Source organism: Pseudomonas sp. WHRI 8519 (assembly GCF_040224055.2).
GTDB classification, from domain to species: domain Bacteria; phylum Pseudomonadota; class Gammaproteobacteria; order Pseudomonadales; family Pseudomonadaceae; genus Aquipseudomonas; species Aquipseudomonas putida_X.
Genome location: NZ_CP167996.1, coordinates 4,509,879 through 4,526,373 on the forward strand (window position 1 = coordinate 4,509,879; position 16,495 = coordinate 4,526,373).

A 16,495-nucleotide genomic window follows, 5' to 3' on the forward strand; every position below is an offset into this window, starting at 1 on the left:
GCCAAGGCGACGCAGAAAGCCTCCAGCAATGCCCGCAAAAACGCTGAGGGCAGGCAATGAAAAACCCGATGCCAGCTACCTGACATCGGGTTTCGTTCACCGCCCGCTGCGCTTACTTGGCAACAGTACCGGCTGCTGCGCCGTTGCCCAGCTCGCGGCGTTTGGGCTTGATGATGTAGAACAGGAACATCATCAGCACCCACACTGGAATGGCATATACCGAAACCTGGATGCCCGGGATTTGCAGCATGATGCCCAGGATCAGCACCACGAACGCCAGGCAGATGTAGTTGCCATAGGGGTACCACAGCGCCTTGAACAGCGGCTTCTGGCCGGTGCGGTTCAAATGCTGGCGGAATTTCAGGTGCGAGAAACTGATCATTGCCCAGTTGATCACCAGGGTCGCCACGACCAGTGACATCAGCAGCTCCAGCGCATCATGCGGCATGAAGTAGTTGAGCAGCACGGCGATCAGGGTAACGGCTGCCGACACCAGGATCGAACGCACCGGCACACCACGTTTGTCGACCTTGGCCAGCGCTGCGGGGGCATCGCCTTGCTCGGCCATGCCCAGCAGCATGCGGGCATTGCAGTAGGTACCACTGTTGTACACCGACAGTGCCGCCGTCAGGACCACGAAGTTCAACAGGTGGGCGGCCACATCACTGCCCAGCAGCGAGAACACCTGCACGAACGGGCTGCTGCCGTAGCTGCCGCCAGAAGCATCGATGCTGGCGACCAGGGTATCCCACGGGGTCAGCGACAGCAGGACGACCAGTGCACCGATGTAGAAGATCAGGATGCGGTAGATGACCTGGTTGATGGCCTTGGGGATCACGGTTTTCGGCTTGTCTGCCTCGGCTGCAGTGAAGCCGAGCATTTCCAGGCCACCGAAGGAGAACATGATGAACGCCAGTGCCATGACCAGGCCGCTGACACCGTTCGGGAAGAAGCCATCATGCGCCCACAGGTTGGTCACCGAAGCTTCGGGGCCGCCGCTGCCGCTGGTCAGCAGGTAGGCACCCAGGCCGATCATGCCGACGATGGCGGCGACCTTGATGATGGCGAACCAGAACTCGGCTTCGCCGAACACCTTCACGTTCATGAGGTTGATGACGTTGATCAGCAGGAAGAAGCCTGCTGCCGTGACCCACGTCGGGATCTCCGGCCACCAGTAGTGAATGTACTTGCCGACCGCCGTCAGCTCCGACATGCCCACCAGGATGTACAGCACCCAGCAATTCCAGCCCGACATGAATCCGGCAAAACCGCCCCAGTACTTATGGGCAAAGTGGCTGAACGAACCGGCCACTGGCTCTTCGACGATCATCTCCCCAAGCTGGCGCATGATCATGAAGGCGATGAAACCGCAGATGGCGTAGCCCAGGATCATCGACGGGCCGGCGTATTTCATCACGCCTGCCGAGCCAAGGAACAGGCCGGTACCAATCGCGCCGCCAAGGGCGATCAACTGGATGTGGCGGTTCTTCAGGCCCCGCTTGAGCTCGCCTGAATGCATGTTGTGTTCACTCATGAACGAAGTCACCTGCATTGTTTTTATCTGTGACGGAATCGGACCCACCGCGCTCGTGGCGCAGCGGAATGGGCAAGGTGGTTACCTTGGTTTCTTGAACACAGCCGCTGCCGGAGCGGATCAGCCGGGTGTGAGCAAGAGTGCGCGGTACGCAAGAGGGTCACAGGTAAAACGCGGCGCACTGTATACCCCTGCAAGCGCGCAGGCGTCAACGCGTTGCGTCGTTTCCTCAGAAAAAACGCAGCGATCCTGTGGTAGGAAGCCTAGAAAGGCGGAGTGATCGGCGTACATGGCGCCTCCATTTGTTGTTCTGTCTGCCCGGCTCTGTGGACGGGCTTTTGCGCACGGCAATGGTCGCTATATCAGCGTGGGACGGGGGTTTGAGCAATAGGGTTGACGGGCGCAGGTGGGGTCTTAGGCGGTGGGGCGCGGCAAGATCTGTTTACAGGGAGGGGGGCCGAGTAGAGAAAGCGGGTGAATTCGTATAGTTTTCTTTACAGCGCGGTTCGAAAACTTGCCAGTCGTCCGAAAAAATCTTTTTCTTCAATATCTTGGCGCGCGGTGAGGCGGGTGCGGAGCTGCTGCGGGCGCAGTAGGCCAGGATGCAGGTTGATGTATTGCCTGTCAGCGTTGTTGGGGCTGCTTTGCAGCCCATCGCCGGCAAGCCGGCTTGTATGGTTAGACTTGAAGGGGTGGTGGGACTAAATGCCGGATTCTGACTGTTGACGCAGTACAGACTGTGGGAGACATCGCCCCACCCCTTCCACCAAAGCGCCGATAAAGAATGCATCGTTTGCAAACGACGATAGAAGCAAGCCAGCGCCTCTTGGTGAAAACCCTTCAAGCTCAAAAACCATAACGCGAGGAGCCGCCCATGGCAATGCAGGTAAACAAACTGATCGTGGGTGCGGATGTCGCAAAAGCCGAATTAGTGATTCATCACGATGATCGTGATGAAATTATCAGGCTGAAAAATACCAAGCCCGAAATCAAAAGCTGGCTAAAGCAACAGCCCCTCGGCACTGCAATCGCTGTTGAGGCGACCAATGTCTACCATCTGGACCTGGTTGAGCTAGCCCATGGCTTCGGTTTCGACGTTTATGTCATCGATGGTTTCCAACTGAGCAACTACAGGAAAAGTGTTGGAGGGCGGGTTAAAACTGACCCCTCTGATGCTCGGTTGCTGTCCCGATTTTTGAAAAACGAGGGCGACGATCTTCGTCCTTGGACCCCGCCTCCTGCTGTCTACGGCAAGCTTCAGAGCCTCCTTCGACGCAGAGCTGTCTTGGTGACTGCTCGCACTGCATTAGCTCAGAGCTGGACAAACGAAAGCCTGCTGAAGGCCGCCTTCAAAACCTTCGTAACATCGATAGATCGGCTGGATCAGCTGATACAAAAAAAGATTAAGGAAGTGCTACGAGAGGCTGGGCTGCACGAGCAAGTTGCCCGCTGTCAGGCGGTAGAGGGAATTGGGTTTCTTACCGCTACAGCCCTGGTAATGGCTTTTGTAAGGGGCGAGTTCAAGAGCAGTGATTCGTACATCGCATTCCTGGGAATGGACCTACGGGTTAATGATTCTGGAGAGAAGAATGGACGTCGTCGGCTCACCAAGCGCGGCTGCTCGGAAATCCGTCGTTTGCTGCATAACGCAGCAATGGCGGCCAGCAGGTCGGCCGCTTGGAAAGGGGTATATGAGCAGTACAGAAACAGCGGTAAGGCAACGACCCAGGCGTTGGTAATTCTGGCCAGGAAGCTCGCACGAGTGGCATTCGCCCTGATGAGAAATCAGGACGAATACGTTACCAAAGGCGGGAAAATGGCTTGCTGATAACCATAGAATCTCCCACCTAGACCGCGTTGGGCTTCAGAAGGCCGGCCTGAAGGATGGGGTATTGCCTGTCAGCGTTGTTGGGGCTGCTTTGCAGCCCATCGCCGGCAAGCCGGCTCCCACCTGGACCGCGTTGGGCTTTAGAAAGCCGGCCTGAAGGATGGGGTGGTGCCTGTCAGCGTTGCTGGGGCTGCTGTGCAGCCCATCGCCGGCTAGCCGGCCCACAGGTCACCGCGCAAATCTGAAGATTGCGCGGCCCGGGTGGGAGCCGGCTTGCCGGCGATGGGCCGCACAGCGGCCCCAAGTCGCTTAACTGACGGGCCGTAGCGGATCAGCCACGCGGCTTGCCGCGACCACGCCCTGCCGGCTTGTCACCGTCAGGCTTGGCCGGGCGCTTGCGCATCTCGCTCGGACGCTCAGCAACGGCGCTGCCGCGGCTGCCCTTGCGTGGCGCCTCTTCACGCGGCTGGCGAGCCGGACGCTCGGCAGCCGCGGCATCCTGCGCCGGCCGCAGGCTGCGCACACGCTCGCTACGCCCCATCGGCCGCGTCGACTTGCGCTGCAGGCGCTCCATCTTGTCCTTGGCCTTCAGGTTCATGGCAGGCAGCGCCACCGGCTGCAGGCCCACTTCAGCGGCCAGGATGTCGATTTCGCCCTGGGTCATTTCACGCCAGCGGCCCATCGGCAGATCGGAGTTGAGGAACACCGGGCCGAAACGCACGCGCTTGAGGCGGCTGACCACCATGCCCTGCGATTCCCACAGGCGGCGTACCTCACGGTTGCGCCCTTCCATCACCACACAGTGGTACCAGTGGTTGAAACCTTCACCACCCGGAGCCTTCTGGATGTCGGTGAACTTGGCCGGGCCGTCTTCAAGCATCACGCCCGCCTTCAGGCGTTCGATCATCTCGTCATCGACCTCGCCACGCACACGCACCGCGTATTCGCGGTCCATCTCGTAGGACGGGTGCATCAGGCGGTTGGCCAGCTCACCGTCGGTGGTGAACAGCAGCAGGCCGGTGGTGTTGATGTCGAGGCGGCCAATGTTGATCCAGCGGCCTTCCTTCGGCCGCGGCAGGCGGTCGAACACGGTCGGGCGGCCTTCCGGGTCGTCACGGGTGCAGATCTCGCCATCGGGCTTGTTGTACATGATCACCCGGCGCGTGGCCTCGGCGGCCTCTTCGCGCTTGATCAGCTTGCCGTCGACAGCGATGGCATCGTGCAGGTCGACGCGCTGGCCGAGGGTGGCCTCGACGCCATTGACCTTGATACGGCCCTGGCTGATCCAAGCCTCGACGTCACGGCGCGAACCCACGCCAATGCGCGCCAGCACTTTCTGCAGCTTTTCGCCGGCTGGCGGGGTGATTTCGGTGTTTTGCAGGTCTTGCTCACTCATCTGGGCACCTCCCGGTGTAGGAATGAAAACAGAGATTCTGGCGACGAACGCGCCAAAAGGTCGCGCATCATACGCGCTTCTAACGGGGAACGCACTGGAGCTTAGAGGGTTTTCAGGGGGTGAAGTGGTTTTCTGCCCAGCGGTTTCGTATTGAAAGCCCCGGCCTCATCGCCGGCAAGCCGGTGCCCACCCGACCGCGCAGCGCCTGTGATCTTGGCGCACAAGACTCAGGGCTGCAGCTTACCTTGATCCTCGACCGAGGCCTCTGGCTCTGGCTCTGGCGCATCCTGCTCTGGCAAATCATCGAAATCGGTCTTGAGCCCCTCCTCCATCGCATCCAGTTCCACCAGCAGGCTACGAAAGCTCGTTTTCTCCTCAGGTTCGGCAACCGCCTGCTCGTCGGCCAGGCTGGCATCGGCCAACGCCTGCAAATGCGCTGGCACCGGTGCATCATCCGGGTCGATCGAGGGCGCCGGCTCCATTTCACGCAGCTCGGCCAAGGCCGGCAACTCGTCCAGGCTCTTGAGGTTGAAATGATCGAGAAACGCCTTGGTGGTGGCGAACATCGCCGGCCGCCCAGGTACCTCGCGATGGCCAACCACCCGGATCCATTCACGCTCCATCAGGGTCTTGATGATGTTGCTGTTGACCGCAACACCCCGCACGTCCTCGATCTCGCCGCGGGTGATGGGCTGGCGGTAAGCGATCAAGGCCATGGTTTCGAGCAGCGCACGGGAATAGCGCTGCGGGCGCTCTTCCCACAGGCGGCCCACCCAAGGCGCGAAATTCTCGCGAATCTGCAAGCGATAGCCACTGGCCACTTCCTTGAGCTCGAAGGCCCGACCACTGCAGGATTTGCCGAGCACTTCCAACGCTTTCTTGAATACCTTCGGCTCAGGGCGCTCGGCCTCCTCGAACAGCTCGTACAGCCGTTCGAGAGATTGCGGCTTGCCTGAGGCGAGCAGAAACGCCTCGATCAGCGACGCCAGGTCGCGGGGTTCATTCAGATTCATCAGGTTCTTCGACAGACTCGGCACGCACCCGGACATGGATAGCGGCGAAAGGCTCATTCTGCACCAGTTCGATCAGCGATTCCTTCACCAACTCAAGAATCGCCATGAAGGTGACCACCACACCCAACTTGCCTTCCTCAGCCGTGAACAGTTCGACGAAAGGCACGAAGCCGCCGCCCTTCAGGCGCGCCAGCACTTCGCTCATGCGCTCACGGGTAGACAGCGTTTCACGGGTGATCTGGTGGCTTTCGAACAGATCGTTGCGGCGCATGACTTCGGCCATGCTGACCAACAATTCTTCCAGGCTGACCTGGGGCAACAGCTTGCGCACCTTGGCCTGGGGCGCCTCCAGACGCGGCACCACGACGTCACGGCCAACACGCGGGAGCTCGTCGATGCCTTCGGCTGCAGCCTTGAAACGCTCGTACTCCTGCAAGCGGCGAATCAGTTCAGCACGCGGGTCGCCTTCCTCCTCCTCGACCTCGGCGGAGCGTGGCAGCAACATGCGCGACTTGATCTCGGCAAGCATGGCAGCCATCACCAGGTATTCGGCGGCCAACTCCAGGCGCACGCTTTTCATCAATTCGACATAACCCATGTACTGGCGGGTGATCTCCGCCACGGGGATGTCGAGAATGTCGATGTTCTGCTTGCGGATCAGGTAAAGCAGCAGGTCGAGCGGCCCCTCAAAGGCCTCGAGGATGACCTCCAGTGCGTCCGGCGGAATGTAAAGGTCCACCGGCATCTCGGTCAGGGCTTCGCCGTAGACCAGGGCCAACTGCAATTGCCGAGGCAGTTCGGCTTCGATGGCCGAAGCCTCAGGTAGCTCCATCTGGCTCACGCGTTGACCAGAAAAGGCGTGGGGTCGCCGCAACCTTCGCGGATCAGTTCAGGCTCTTCGCCGGACAGGTCGATGATGGTCGAGGCCTTGAGGTCGCCGAAACCGCCGTCAATCACCAGGTCCACATGGTGTTCCAGGCGCTCGCGGATTTCATACGGGTCGGTCATCGGCTCGGTATCCCCGGGCAGGATCAGGCTCACGCTCATCAGCGGCTCACCCAGCTCAGCCAGCAATGCCAGGGTGATGGCGTGGTCCGGCACGCGCAGGCCGATGGTGCGACGCTTCTCGTGCAGCAACAGCCGCGGCACCTCACGGGTGCCATTGAGGATGAACGTGTAGGGGCCGGGTACGTGGGCCTTGAGCAGGCGGAAGGTACCGGTGTCGACCTTGGCGTAAAGGCCCAGCTGCGACATGTCGCAGCACATCAGGGTGAAATTGTGGGTCTTGTCCAGCCCACGCAGACGCCGAACCCGTTCAATCGCTGCCTTGTCACCGATCTGGCATCCCAGTGCGTAGGCCGAATCGGTCGGGTAGACGACCACACCGCCCTTGCGGATGATTTCCACCGCCTGACGGATCAGCCGCGGCTGGGGGTTTTCCGGATGAATCTGGAAAAATTGGCTCACGAAGTCTTCCTGTTCATATCGCCATAGGTTGTTCATGGCTGAATCGGCGCCACAGAGGTGGCAGATCCTCAGGCAATGGCCGGTAGGCACCGATCTCGCCCCAGGTGCCGGGGCCGTGGAAATCGCTGCCAGCGCTTGCCAGCAGGCCGAACTCACGAGTGAGGATGGACATCGTGCCCACCTGCTCGGCAGGCATCATCCCATTGACCACTTCAAGCGCCTGCCCGCCTGCCTGAATATAGTCGGCAATCAGGCGCCTGCGCTTGCTGCGGGTCAGATCGTAGTGCATGGGGTGGGCCAGGCTCACCCAGGCGTTGGACCGGCGCAAGGTGGCAACGGTTTCCTCGAGCGTCGGCCAATGCAGTTTGACGTCACCCAGCTTGCCGGCCCCCAACCACTTGCGAAACGCTTCACCACGGTCTTTGACGTGGCCCGCGCGCACCAGGTGCTCGGCAAAATGCGGCCGCGCCGGCGCGTTACCGCTGTCGCCCAACGCCTGCTGCACGGCGCGGGCACCCTCGAGGGCACCTGGCATGCCCTTGGCCGCCAGCCGCTTGTCGATTTCCTCGGCTCGCAGCCAGCGGCCACGGTGCAGGGCTTCGATCGCTTCGAGCAACGGCGGGGCATCAAGCGGGAAGTCATACCCCAGCACATGGATGGTCGCGCCCCCCCACGTGCACGAAAGCTCCACGCCGCTGACCCAGCGCATACCCCGTTCGACGCAGGCCTGGCGGGCCTCGGGCAGGCCTTCAAGGGTATCGTGGTCGGTCAGTGCCAAGGTCTGCACCCCGTGCTCATGGGCCCGGGCGACCAGGACCGTAGGCGACAGGGCGCCGTCGGAGGCCGTGCTGTGACAGTGCAGATCAACATTCATGGAGGAGCGCTACCGCTGGATTCGATGTTTGTTATTATGCCGCCACATCCCGATTCTGGCTGCCATTGTGAAACAATTCATCGATTTCATCCCGCTGCTGCTGTTCTTCATCGTCTACAAGCTTGACCCACGCCCCCTGGAAGTTGCCGGGCACAGCTTCGAATTCGGCGGCATCTACAGCGCCACGGCAATGCTGATCATCAGTTCGCTGGTGGTGTATGGCGCGCTGTTCCTGCGCCAGCGCAAGCTGGAGAAAGGCCAGTGGCTGACGCTGGTGGCCTGCCTGGTATTCGGCGGCCTGACCCTGACCTTCCATAGCGAAACCTTCCTCAAGTGGAAGGCGCCGGTGGTCAACTGGCTGTTCGCCTTGGGCTTTGCCGGCAGCCACTTCATCGGCGACCGGGTGTTGATCAAGCGCATCATGGGCCACGCCCTGAGCTTGCCCGATGCCATCTGGACCCGACTGAACGTGGCGTGGATCGCGTTTTTCCTGTTCTGTGGCGCGGCCAACCTGTTTGTCGCTTTCACCTTCCAGGATTTCTGGGTCGACTTCAAAGTGTTCGGCAGCCTGGGCATGACCGTGATATTCCTGGTAGCGCAAGGCTTGTACCTGTCGCGCCACCTGCACGACGACCCTTCTACCTCCAAACCCAAGGATTGACATGCTTTACGCCATCATTGCCAGCGACGTCGCAAATTCCCTGGAAAAACGCCTGGCCGCGCGCCCGGCGCACATCGAGCGCCTGAAGCAGCTGCAGAGCGAAGGCCGCGTAGTGCTGGCCGGCCCGCACCCGGCCATCGACAGCAACGACCCGGGCGAAGCCGGCTTCAGCGGCAGCCTGATCGTCGCCGAGTTCGATTCCCTGAGCGCTGCCCAGGCCTGGGCCGATGCCGACCCGTACATCGCTGCGGGTGTTTACGACCAGGTCATCGTCAAACCCTTCAAGCAAGTCTTGCCCTGATCGATAAATTGTCGGCGTCTGCGGTATCTTTGCCACTGGCGAGCGCGTCAGACGCCGTCGATTTGAATTGAGTGAGTCATGAGCGAGCTGTTACTGATTGATGATGACCAGGAACTCTGCGAGCTGCTCGGCAGCTGGCTGACCCAGGAAGGTTTTGCCGTCCGCGCCTGCCATGATGGCCAGAGCGCGCGCCAGGCATTGGCCGAACATGCGCCGGCAGCTGTGGTGCTCGACGTGATGCTGCCTGACGGTAGCGGCCTTGAGCTGCTCAAACAGTTGCGTAGCGACCACGCTGAACTGCCGGTGCTGATGTTGTCGGCCCGCGGCGAGCCTCTGGACCGCATTCTTGGCCTGGAACTGGGCGCTGATGATTACCTGGCCAAGCCCTGCGACCCGCGCGAACTGACCGCCCGCCTGCGCGCAGTGCTGCGCCGTAGCCACCCGACAGCCACCACGACGCAGGTGGAGATCGGCGATCTGGCCTTCAGCCCTGTGCGCGGGGTGGTCAGCATCGATGGCCGCGAGATGACCCTTACGCTGTCTGAAAGCCGCATCCTCGAAGCCTTGCTGCGCCAGCCTGGCGAGCCGCTGGACAAGCAGGAGCTTGCGCAAATCGGCCTTGGCCGCAAGCTGACCCTTTACGATCGCAGCCTGGACATGCATGTCAGCAACCTGCGCAAGAAGATCGGCCCCCACGCCGACGGCCGCCCGCGCATCGTCGCACTGCGTAGCCGCGGCTACTACTACAGTCTCTGAGCTGCAAGCTTCAAGCTGCAAGCTGCAAGAAAAAGCCCGGCGTGCGCGCTCGCTCTTGCTCTTGCTCTTGCTTGAAGCTTGCAGCTCGCAGCTCAAAGCCCCTTCTTTACCCAGCCTTTACCGTTCGCTGACCGCGCCTGACCTTGATCTCCCTAAACTGAGCTCATCCGGTAACCACCGGCCCATGACAGGAGAGACACCATGCGCAAGACCTTGATCGCCCTGATGTTCGCCGCTGCCCTGCCGACCGTGGCCATGGCCATGCCCGACGGCGGCCCGCGTCACGACGGCCCGCATCATCGCGGTGACGCGCCTTTCGCCCAACTGGACCTGAGCCGCGACCAGCGCCAGCAGATTGGCAAGCTGATGGGCGAGCAGATGAAAAACCGCCACGACATCACCGAACGCTACCTGGCCAAACTGCCAGCAGCAGACCAGAAAGCCATGAAGGACGAACTCAAGGCCAGCCGCGACAAGACCGACAGCCAGGTCCGCGCCCTGCTCAAGCCAGAGCAGCAAAAGAAGTTCGACGAACTGCAGAAAGCCCGCGAAGCACGCAAGGCTGAATGGAAGGAATTCCAGGCCTGGAAAGCTGAAAAAGCCGCCAAGGCCCAGTAAGCTGTCCCACCCATGCCCGGCCCGCCCCCAAGCGGGCCGGGCTTTTCCCGTTTAGGAGGTGCTCTTGCGTTCTCTGTTCTGGCGCATCCTGGCCAGTTTCTGGCTGGCTATCACCCTGGTCGCAGGCCTGTCGATCCTGCTGGGCCACATGCTCAACCAGGATGCCTGGATACTCAGCCGCCACCCCGGCCTCAGTACCCTCGCCAGCCGTTGGGTCAAGCACTATGAACACGAAGGCCTGGCGTCGGCCCAGCATTTCCTCGAACGTCGCAAGCAGCGCTTCAAGATCGATGTACAGGTACTCGACGACAGTGGCCAGGCGGTGGTGCCCGGTACCTTCCCGCGCCGTGCCGCAGCCTTCGAGGCGCGCCAGCGCAATGACGAGCGGCACCTGCCGTGGCGTCGCCTGACCGAGGAGTACACCAGCCCCGAGAGCGGCGAGACGTACCTGCTGATCTACCGAATTCCACACCCGGAACTGGATGCCTGGCACCGCGAGAGCCTGCTCTGGCCGTTGAGTGCCTTGGGTATAGCCCTGGTGGTGCTGACCCTGTTCAGCCTGCTGGTGACCCTGTCCATCACCCGCCCTCTGAGCCGCTTGCGCAGTGCCGTGCACGACCTTGGCCAGGCCAGCTACCAGCAGAACAGCCTGGCGCGCCTGGCTGCACGGCGCGATGAGTTCGGCGTGCTGGCCAAGGACTTCAACAAGATGGGCGCCCGCCTGCAGAGCCTGATCGGTAGCCAGCGCCAGTTGCTGCGCGACGTTTCCCACGAACTGCGCTCACCGCTGGCACGCCTGCGCATCGCCCTGGCGCTCGCCGAACGGGCTGAAGCCGAGCAACGCCAAGCCTTGTGGCCGCGCCTGACCCGCGAATGTGACCGCCTGGAGGACCTGATCAGCGAGATCCTCACGCTGGCCCGGGTCGATGCCGAACAGTCTCACGCCGAAACGGTCGACCTCAACGCCCTGCTGGGCAGCGTGCGCAAGGACGCACAGCTCAGCGCGCCAGAGCAGGACGTTCGGCTGGAGGCGCAACCAGGCTTGACCTTGCAAGGCTGGCCAACGCTGATCGAACGTGCCGTTGACAACCTGCTGCGCAATGCCTTGCGCTTCAACCCACAGGGGCAGCCGATCGAAGTGCGCGCCGGGCGCGAGCAGGGGCGCATCGTCGTGAGTGTGCGTGACCATGGGCCTGGGGTGTCTGCCGAGCACCTGGCGCAGCTGGGTGAGCCCTTCTTCCGTGCCCCCGGGCAGGAAGCAGCGGGGCATGGCCTGGGGCTGGCGATTGCGCGCAAGGCGGCGGAGCGCCATGGCGGGAGCCTGGTACTTGCGAACCACCCACAGGGTGGTTTTGTCGCGCGCCTGGAGTTGCCGCTGGAAGTGGAGGTTGGCAGCTGAATTCAGCGCTCCCGCACCAGTGGGAGCAGCTGCCTTACCCAATGTCTAAACGTTGACGCAAACCACCTTGTGGGGGCCTGCTTGCCGGCGATCAAGCCACAGCGGCCCTGGCGTTACTGGCCCCAGGCGCTGACGAACTCGGCGGTTTGCAGCACTGGCGCCGTACGCGGCTCGGCCAGCGGCGTGCCGACATACAGGTAGCCGATCAACTCTTCGTTCTCGCCCAGCCCCAAGCCCTTGTGCACATGGGCATCGAAGGCCATGTCGCCGGTACGCCACACGGCACCGATGCCTTGGGCATGCGCGGCAATCAGAATGCCATGCGCGGCACAGCCAGCGGCCAGGCGCTGTTCTGACATCGGCACCTTGTAGTGCTCCTGCAGCTTGGCGATCACCACGATCAGCAGCGGCGCACGCAACGGCATGGCGCGGGCCTTGTCCAGCGCAGCCTGGGTGGCATCGCCCTTGTTCTGCACCGCTTCGGCAAACAGCTCGCCGAGCTTGTCGCGGCCCTGGCCTTCGATGGTCAGAAAGCGCCATGGCCGCAGCTGGCCGTGATCGGGCGCGCGCAGCGCAGCCTGGAACAGCGCCTCGCGCTGGGCGGCATTGGGCGCAGGTTCAGTCAGGCGTGGCACGGATACACGGTTGAGCAATGCGTCGAGAGCCTCCATCGGCTACCCTCCTGGCAGTTGAATGTGCGGCCATTCTCAAGCTGCAAGCCACAAGCTGCAAGCGCCACGCAGAAGCCACCCGGTGCACACTGCCATTTCTGCCTGCGTGCAGCTCTCGGCTTGCAGCTGGCAGGCCCATAGGTAGAATGGCGCCCCTCCGTTCAAAGTCAGAGCAGATCACATGGCGTTGCCGACCTTAAGGATCATTGGTTTCATCATCGGCATCTTCCTGATCACCCTGGCGGTCAGCATGGTCGTACCCATGGCGACGCTGGTGATCTTCGAACGTACCGGCGACATGCCGTCGTTCCTCTGGTCAAGCCTGATCACCTTCGTCGCAGGCTTGCTCCTGATCGTCCAAGGCCGTCCGGAGCATGTGCACCTGCGTCCGCGCGACATGTACCTGCTGACCGTCAGCAGCTGGCTGGTGGTAGGCGTATTCGCCGCCCTGCCCTTCCTGCTGACCCAGCACATCAGCTACACCGACGCCTTCTTCGAAAGCATGTCCGGCATCACTGCCACGGGTGCCACCGTGCTCAGCGGGCTGGATACCATGTCGCCGGGCATCCTGATGTGGCGCTCGATGCTGCACTGGCTCGGCGGTATCGGCTTCATCGCCATGGCGGTGGCGATCCTGCCGCTGCTGCGCATCGGTGGCATGCGCCTGTTCCAGACCGAATCGTCCGACCGCTCGGAAAAGGTCATGCCGCGCTCACACATGGTCGCCAAGTCTATCGTCGGGGTGTACGTCTGCTTCTCGGTGCTTGGCGCCCTGGCCTTCTGGTGGGCCGGCATGAAGCCGTTCGACGCCATCAACCACGCCATGTCAGCCATTTCCACCGGGGGGTTCTCCACCTCTGACCAGTCCCTGGCCAAGTGGGACATCCCTGCCGTGCACTGGGTCGCGGTGGTCGTGATGATTCTGGGCAGCCTGCCCTTCGCCTTGTACGTGGCCACCTTGCGCGGCAACCGCAGGGCGCTGATTCGCGACCAGCAGGTCCAGGGGCTGCTTGGCTTGCTGGTGGTCACCTGGCTGGTGCTGGGCACCTGGTACTGGGTCACCACCAACCTGCCTTGGCTCGATGCCTTGCGCCACGTTGCGTTCAACGTGACCTCCGTGGTCACCACCACCGGTTTCGCCCTGGGCGATTACAGCCTGTGGGGCAATTTTTCGCTGATGCTGTTCTTCTACCTGGGCTTCGTCGGTGGCTGCTCTGGTTCGACCGCCGGCGGTATCAAGATCTTCCGCTTCCAAGTGGCCTACATCCTGCTCAAGGCCAGCCTCAACCAGTTGATCCATCCACGTGCGGTGATCAAGCAGAAATACAACGGCCATCGCCTGGACGAAGAGATCGTGCGCTCGATCCTGACCTTCTCGTTCTTCTTCGCGATCACCATCTGCGTGATGGCGTTGCTATTGTCGCTGCTGGGCGTGGACTGGATGACCGCACTGACCGGCGCCGCGGCAACCGTTTCAGGCGTCGGCCCGGGCCTGGGTGAAGTGATCGGCCCGGCAGGCAACTACGCCATGCTGCCGGACGCTGCCAAGTGGATTCTTGCCGGCGGCATGCTGCTCGGCCGCCTGGAGATCATCACGGTGCTGGTGCTGTGCATGCCGGCGTTCTGGCGTCACTGACCGCCTCGGGGTCCGCGCCCAGACGGGCGCGGTACTCGCTGGGGGTAACGTCGAACCAGCGGCGGAAGGCCCGGTAGAAGTTGCTCGGGTCAGCGAACCCCAACAGGTAGGCGGTTTCCAGCAAGGTCATGCCGGGCTGGGCGAGGTACTGCTCGGCCAGCTCACGACGGGTGTCGTCCAGCAATGCCTGAAAGCTGGTGCCCTCCTCCTGCAGGCGGCGCTGCAGCGTGCGCTGGGACAGGTGCAGCGCCTGGGCCAGGGTTTCCCGCTTCGGTTCGCCCTGAGGCAGGATGCGGCATAGCACCTGGCGCACCCGGTGGGTCACCCGGCTTTCAGAGAAGCGTGCCAGGTATTCCCCGGCAAACCGGTCGTGCAGAATGGCCATGGCCTCATTGGCGGTAGGTAGCGCAGCTTCCATGTCGGCGCGCTCGAACACCAGCGCATCGTGGGGCGCACCGAACACCAGCGGGGAATGGAAAGCCACCTTGTAGGGCTCGACGTCCTTGGGTTGAGGCCCCTGGATCAGTACCCGCCGCGGCTGGATGGGTCGCCCGCTGAGCCACTTGCACAGCGCCAGCGCACAGGCCAGCGAAGCCTCCGCACTGTGCCGCGTCGGCGGCAGGTGATCACCGTGCACGGTGAGGATCAGCGAATACCCCTCAGGCCCCAGGCGGAAGCTCAGATCGGAGCTTTCGGCGATGATGCGCTGGTAGCGCACCAGGCGCTCGAAACCTTCGGCCAAGGTGCGGCTGGACATCAACGCGTAGCCCACCACATGGAACGAAGCCGGCCTGACCACCCGTGCCATGTTCAGGCCAATCGCTTCATTGCCCGACAGCTCTACAGCCAGTTGCCAAAGGCGGGTCATGGCATCCTGCGGGAAGCGCGCATCGGGGTCGTCGAGGGCAGCGAAATCCAGGCCGAGCTGCTCGAACATGGCCGGGCAATCGAGCCCTTCCAGCTCGAGCGCCTTCACAATCCCTGATGCCCAGCTGGCTGACGTGGTTCTCTCGCTCATGACAGGCTTCTTATGCTCACCGCTTCATGCGGTTAACCCCAAGGATACTCATTTGGCGCCTATTGTCACTGGTAGGCTCCGCCAATGACTCTAGACTCGATTCAGGCTCCACGCCGTGTATCCTGTCAAAAAGTGTCAATCCTGGAGCACTGCCCATGAACAGCTCAGCGCAGTTTCGCAGTTTTGCCGAGTTCTACCCCTATTACCTGGGGGAGCACAGCAACCCCACCTGTCGGCGCCTGCACTTCGTCGGCACCAGCCTGGTGATCGCCCTGCTGGCGTACACCATCGCCAGCGGCAAATGGCTGCTGCTATTGGCGGTGCCGGTGTTCGGCTATGGGTTTGCCTGGGTCGGGCACTTCTTTTTCGAGAAAAACCGGCCAGCGACCTTCAAGCATCCGCTGTACAGCCTGATTGGCGATTTCGCCATGTTCCGCGACATTCTGCTGGGCAGGATCAGCCTCTAGTTGCCCGGGCGGCTGTCACGCAGGTTCGCGCAACGCCGCCACGCCCTCTGCCTGCCGTAGCTGGGCGTCGGCCAACCGGTACAGCTCGATGCTGCCATCCCAATGCTCGATCAGCGCAGTGCAGGACTCCACCCAATCGCCACAGTTGAGGTAATCCACGTTCCCGACCTTGCGGATTTCGGCATGGTGGATATGCCCGCACACCACCCCGTGAAAGCCACGACGGGTGCACTCATGGGCAATGGCATCCTCGAAATCGCTGATGAAGTTCACCGCACCTTTGACCTTGTGCTTGAGGTAGGCCGAAAGTGACCAATAACCATACCCGTAGCGGGCCCGCCAATGGTTGAGCCAGCGGTTGAGCACCAAGGTGCATTCATAGGCACGATCGCCAAGGAACGCTAGCCAGCGGTGGTAGCGGGTAATCACATCGAACTGGTCACCATGGATCACCAGCAACCGACGGCCATCGGCCGTGAGGTGCTCAGCCTCGTCCACCAGGTGGATGTTGCCCAGAACCAGCCTGGAGTAGCGCCGCAGGAACTCATCATGGTTGCCCGTCACGTAGATCACCTCGGTGCCGCGTTTGCTCAGGGTCAACAAACGGCGGATCACATTGGTGTGGGCCTGGGGCCAGTAGATACCGCCACGCAGCTTCCAGCCATCGATGATGTCGCCGACCAGGTAGAGACGGTCGGCCTGGTAGCCCTTGAGGAAGCGCGACAGGTGTTCGGCCTGACAGTCGCGGGTGCCCAGGTGCACGTCAGAGATCCACAGGGTGCGTACGCGCTGCTTGCGCGACGGGCGAGAGAGTTCGGCATGGGTCATGGGGCGGGCTCCGGCGCTGTTTGCTGGA

17 protein-coding genes are annotated in these 16,495 nt (G+C 62.1%); 8 read left to right on the forward strand and 9 right to left on the reverse strand.

Going from position 1 to position 16,495, the window contains the following annotated elements; genetic code table 11:
* Positions 1–112 precede the first annotated feature (112 nt).
* Positions 113–1,534, reverse strand: coding sequence for an amino acid permease (locus tag ABRP30_RS20540; protein ID WP_241804644.1), 1,422 nt, complete (start codon positions 1,532–1,534; stop codon positions 113–115).
* Between the two features lie 874 nt (positions 1,535–2,408).
* On the opposite strand from ABRP30_RS20540, the gene ABRP30_RS20545 reads away from it, so the two are divergent.
* Positions 2,409–3,362: an IS110 family transposase gene (locus ABRP30_RS20545; RefSeq protein WP_372490323.1), complete on the forward strand. Its 954-nt coding sequence runs from the start codon at positions 2,409–2,411 to the stop codon at positions 3,360–3,362.
* Between the two features lie 331 nt (positions 3,363–3,693).
* Here the strand turns inward: ABRP30_RS20545 and rluB are convergent, their stop codons facing one another.
* From rluB to ABRP30_RS20570, 5 genes are all read right to left on the reverse strand, one after another.
* Positions 3,694–4,758: a 23S rRNA pseudouridine(2605) synthase RluB gene (gene rluB / locus ABRP30_RS20550; protein ID WP_241804645.1), complete on the reverse strand. Its 1,065-nt coding sequence runs from the start codon at positions 4,756–4,758 to the stop codon at positions 3,694–3,696.
* 227 nt (positions 4,759–4,985) lie between these two features.
* Positions 4,986–5,771 (reverse strand): SMC-Scp complex subunit ScpB, encoded by a 786-nt coding sequence (gene scpB / locus ABRP30_RS20555; RefSeq protein ID WP_241804646.1) that lies wholly within the window; start codon positions 5,769–5,771, stop codon positions 4,986–4,988.
* Positions 5,758–6,483 (reverse strand): ScpA family protein, encoded by a 726-nt coding sequence (locus tag ABRP30_RS20560; RefSeq protein ID WP_241804692.1) that lies wholly within the window; start codon positions 6,481–6,483, stop codon positions 5,758–5,760. The genes scpB and ABRP30_RS20560 overlap by 14 nt, the downstream gene beginning before the upstream one ends.
* Before the next feature lie 125 nt (positions 6,484–6,608).
* Entirely contained in the window at positions 6,609–7,238 is a 630-nt protein-coding gene (locus tag ABRP30_RS20565; RefSeq protein ID WP_349974614.1) for an L-threonylcarbamoyladenylate synthase, read from the reverse strand.
* Between the two features lie 13 nt (positions 7,239–7,251).
* A complete protein-coding gene (locus ABRP30_RS20570) occupies positions 7,252–8,112 on the reverse strand; it encodes a PHP domain-containing protein (protein ID WP_349974615.1) in 861 nt (286 codons plus the stop codon).
* A 67-nt stretch (positions 8,113–8,179) separates the two neighbouring features.
* Between ABRP30_RS20570 and ABRP30_RS20575 the strand changes: the two genes are divergently transcribed.
* The 5 genes from ABRP30_RS20575 (at position 8,180) to ABRP30_RS20595 (ending at position 11,847) form a co-directional block, all read left to right on the forward strand.
* The gene (locus ABRP30_RS20575; protein ID WP_349974616.1) at positions 8,180–8,773 is read left to right on the forward strand and encodes a septation protein A; all 594 of its coding nucleotides are present in this window, start codon (positions 8,180–8,182) and stop codon (positions 8,771–8,773) included.
* Position 8,774: 1 nt separating this feature from the next.
* Positions 8,775–9,074, forward strand: coding sequence for a YciI family protein (locus ABRP30_RS20580; protein WP_039604111.1), 300 nt, complete (start codon positions 8,775–8,777; stop codon positions 9,072–9,074).
* Between the two features lie 78 nt (positions 9,075–9,152).
* A complete protein-coding gene (locus ABRP30_RS20585; RefSeq protein ID WP_241804650.1) occupies positions 9,153–9,830 on the forward strand; it encodes a response regulator transcription factor in 678 nt (225 codons plus the stop codon).
* Between the two features lie 201 nt (positions 9,831–10,031).
* Positions 10,032–10,448, forward strand: coding sequence for a Spy/CpxP family protein refolding chaperone (locus ABRP30_RS20590; RefSeq protein ID WP_241804651.1), 417 nt, complete (start codon positions 10,032–10,034; stop codon positions 10,446–10,448).
* A 58-nt stretch (positions 10,449–10,506) separates the two neighbouring features.
* Complete coding sequence (locus ABRP30_RS20595; RefSeq protein ID WP_349974617.1) at positions 10,507–11,847, forward strand: HAMP domain-containing sensor histidine kinase; 1,341 nt, start codon at positions 10,507–10,509, stop codon at positions 11,845–11,847.
* 113 nt (positions 11,848–11,960) lie between these two features.
* Here ABRP30_RS20595 and ABRP30_RS20600 read toward each other — a convergent pair whose 3' ends face one another.
* Positions 11,961–12,518, reverse strand: a complete 558-nt coding sequence (locus tag ABRP30_RS20600) for an NAD(P)H nitroreductase (RefSeq protein ID WP_267817849.1) — start codon at positions 12,516–12,518, stop codon at positions 11,961–11,963.
* Positions 12,519–12,699: 181 nt separating this feature from the next.
* Here ABRP30_RS20600 and ABRP30_RS20605 point away from each other — a divergent pair, with 181 nt between their 5' ends.
* Positions 12,700–14,154, forward strand: coding sequence for a TrkH family potassium uptake protein (locus ABRP30_RS20605; protein ID WP_241804654.1), 1,455 nt, complete (start codon positions 12,700–12,702; stop codon positions 14,152–14,154).
* On the opposite strand, the gene ABRP30_RS20610 is transcribed toward ABRP30_RS20605, so the two are convergent.
* Positions 14,111–15,172, reverse strand: coding sequence for an AraC family transcriptional regulator (locus ABRP30_RS20610; RefSeq protein WP_267817853.1), 1,062 nt, complete (start codon positions 15,170–15,172; stop codon positions 14,111–14,113). The genes ABRP30_RS20605 and ABRP30_RS20610 overlap by 44 nt on opposite strands.
* 155 nt (positions 15,173–15,327) lie before the next feature.
* On the opposite strand from ABRP30_RS20610, the gene ABRP30_RS20615 reads away from it, so the two are divergent.
* Entirely contained in the window at positions 15,328–15,639 is a 312-nt protein-coding gene (locus tag ABRP30_RS20615) for a DUF962 domain-containing protein (protein ID WP_241804656.1), read from the forward strand.
* A 15-nt stretch (positions 15,640–15,654) separates the two neighbouring features.
* On the opposite strand, the gene ABRP30_RS20620 is transcribed toward ABRP30_RS20615, so the two are convergent.
* On the reverse strand, positions 15,655–16,467 hold the full coding sequence (locus tag ABRP30_RS20620; RefSeq protein ID WP_349974618.1) for a UDP-2,3-diacylglucosamine diphosphatase: 813 nt from the start codon (positions 16,465–16,467) through the stop codon (positions 15,655–15,657).
* Positions 16,468–16,495: the final 28 nt, after the last annotated feature.

What these genes read in the sequence shown, in the direction of transcription:
- scpB (WP_241804646.1), bottom strand. Translation starts at nt 5,771, where the DNA reads ATGAATCTGAATGAACCCCGCGACCTGGCGTCGCTGATCGAGGCGTTT.
- ABRP30_RS20605 (WP_241804654.1), top strand. Translation starts at nt 12,700, where the DNA reads ATGGCGTTGCCGACCTTAAGGATCATTGGTTTCATCATCGGCATCTTC.
- ABRP30_RS20590 (WP_241804651.1), top strand. Translation starts at nt 10,032, where the DNA reads ATGCGCAAGACCTTGATCGCCCTGATGTTCGCCGCTGCCCTGCCGACC.
- ABRP30_RS20585 (WP_241804650.1), top strand. Translation starts at nt 9,153, where the DNA reads ATGAGCGAGCTGTTACTGATTGATGATGACCAGGAACTCTGCGAGCTG.
- ABRP30_RS20540 (WP_241804644.1), bottom strand. Translation starts at nt 1,534, where the DNA reads ATGAGTGAACACAACATGCATTCAGGCGAGCTCAAGCGGGGCCTGAAG.
- ABRP30_RS20600 (WP_267817849.1), bottom strand. Translation starts at nt 12,518, where the DNA reads ATGGAGGCTCTCGACGCATTGCTCAACCGTGTATCCGTGCCACGCCTG.
- ABRP30_RS20610 (WP_267817853.1), bottom strand. Translation starts at nt 15,172, where the DNA reads ATGAGCGAGAGAACCACGTCAGCCAGCTGGGCATCAGGGATTGTGAAG.
- rluB (WP_241804645.1), bottom strand. Translation starts at nt 4,758, where the DNA reads ATGAGTGAGCAAGACCTGCAAAACACCGAAATCACCCCGCCAGCCGGC.
- ABRP30_RS20570 (WP_349974615.1), bottom strand. Translation starts at nt 8,112, where the DNA reads ATGAATGTTGATCTGCACTGTCACAGCACGGCCTCCGACGGCGCCCTG.
- ABRP30_RS20615 (WP_241804656.1), top strand. Translation starts at nt 15,328, where the DNA reads ATGAACAGCTCAGCGCAGTTTCGCAGTTTTGCCGAGTTCTACCCCTAT.
- ABRP30_RS20620 (WP_349974618.1), bottom strand. Translation starts at nt 16,467, where the DNA reads ATGACCCATGCCGAACTCTCTCGCCCGTCGCGCAAGCAGCGCGTACGC.
- ABRP30_RS20580 (WP_039604111.1), top strand. Translation starts at nt 8,775, where the DNA reads ATGCTTTACGCCATCATTGCCAGCGACGTCGCAAATTCCCTGGAAAAA.
- ABRP30_RS20545 (WP_372490323.1), top strand. Translation starts at nt 2,409, where the DNA reads ATGGCAATGCAGGTAAACAAACTGATCGTGGGTGCGGATGTCGCAAAA.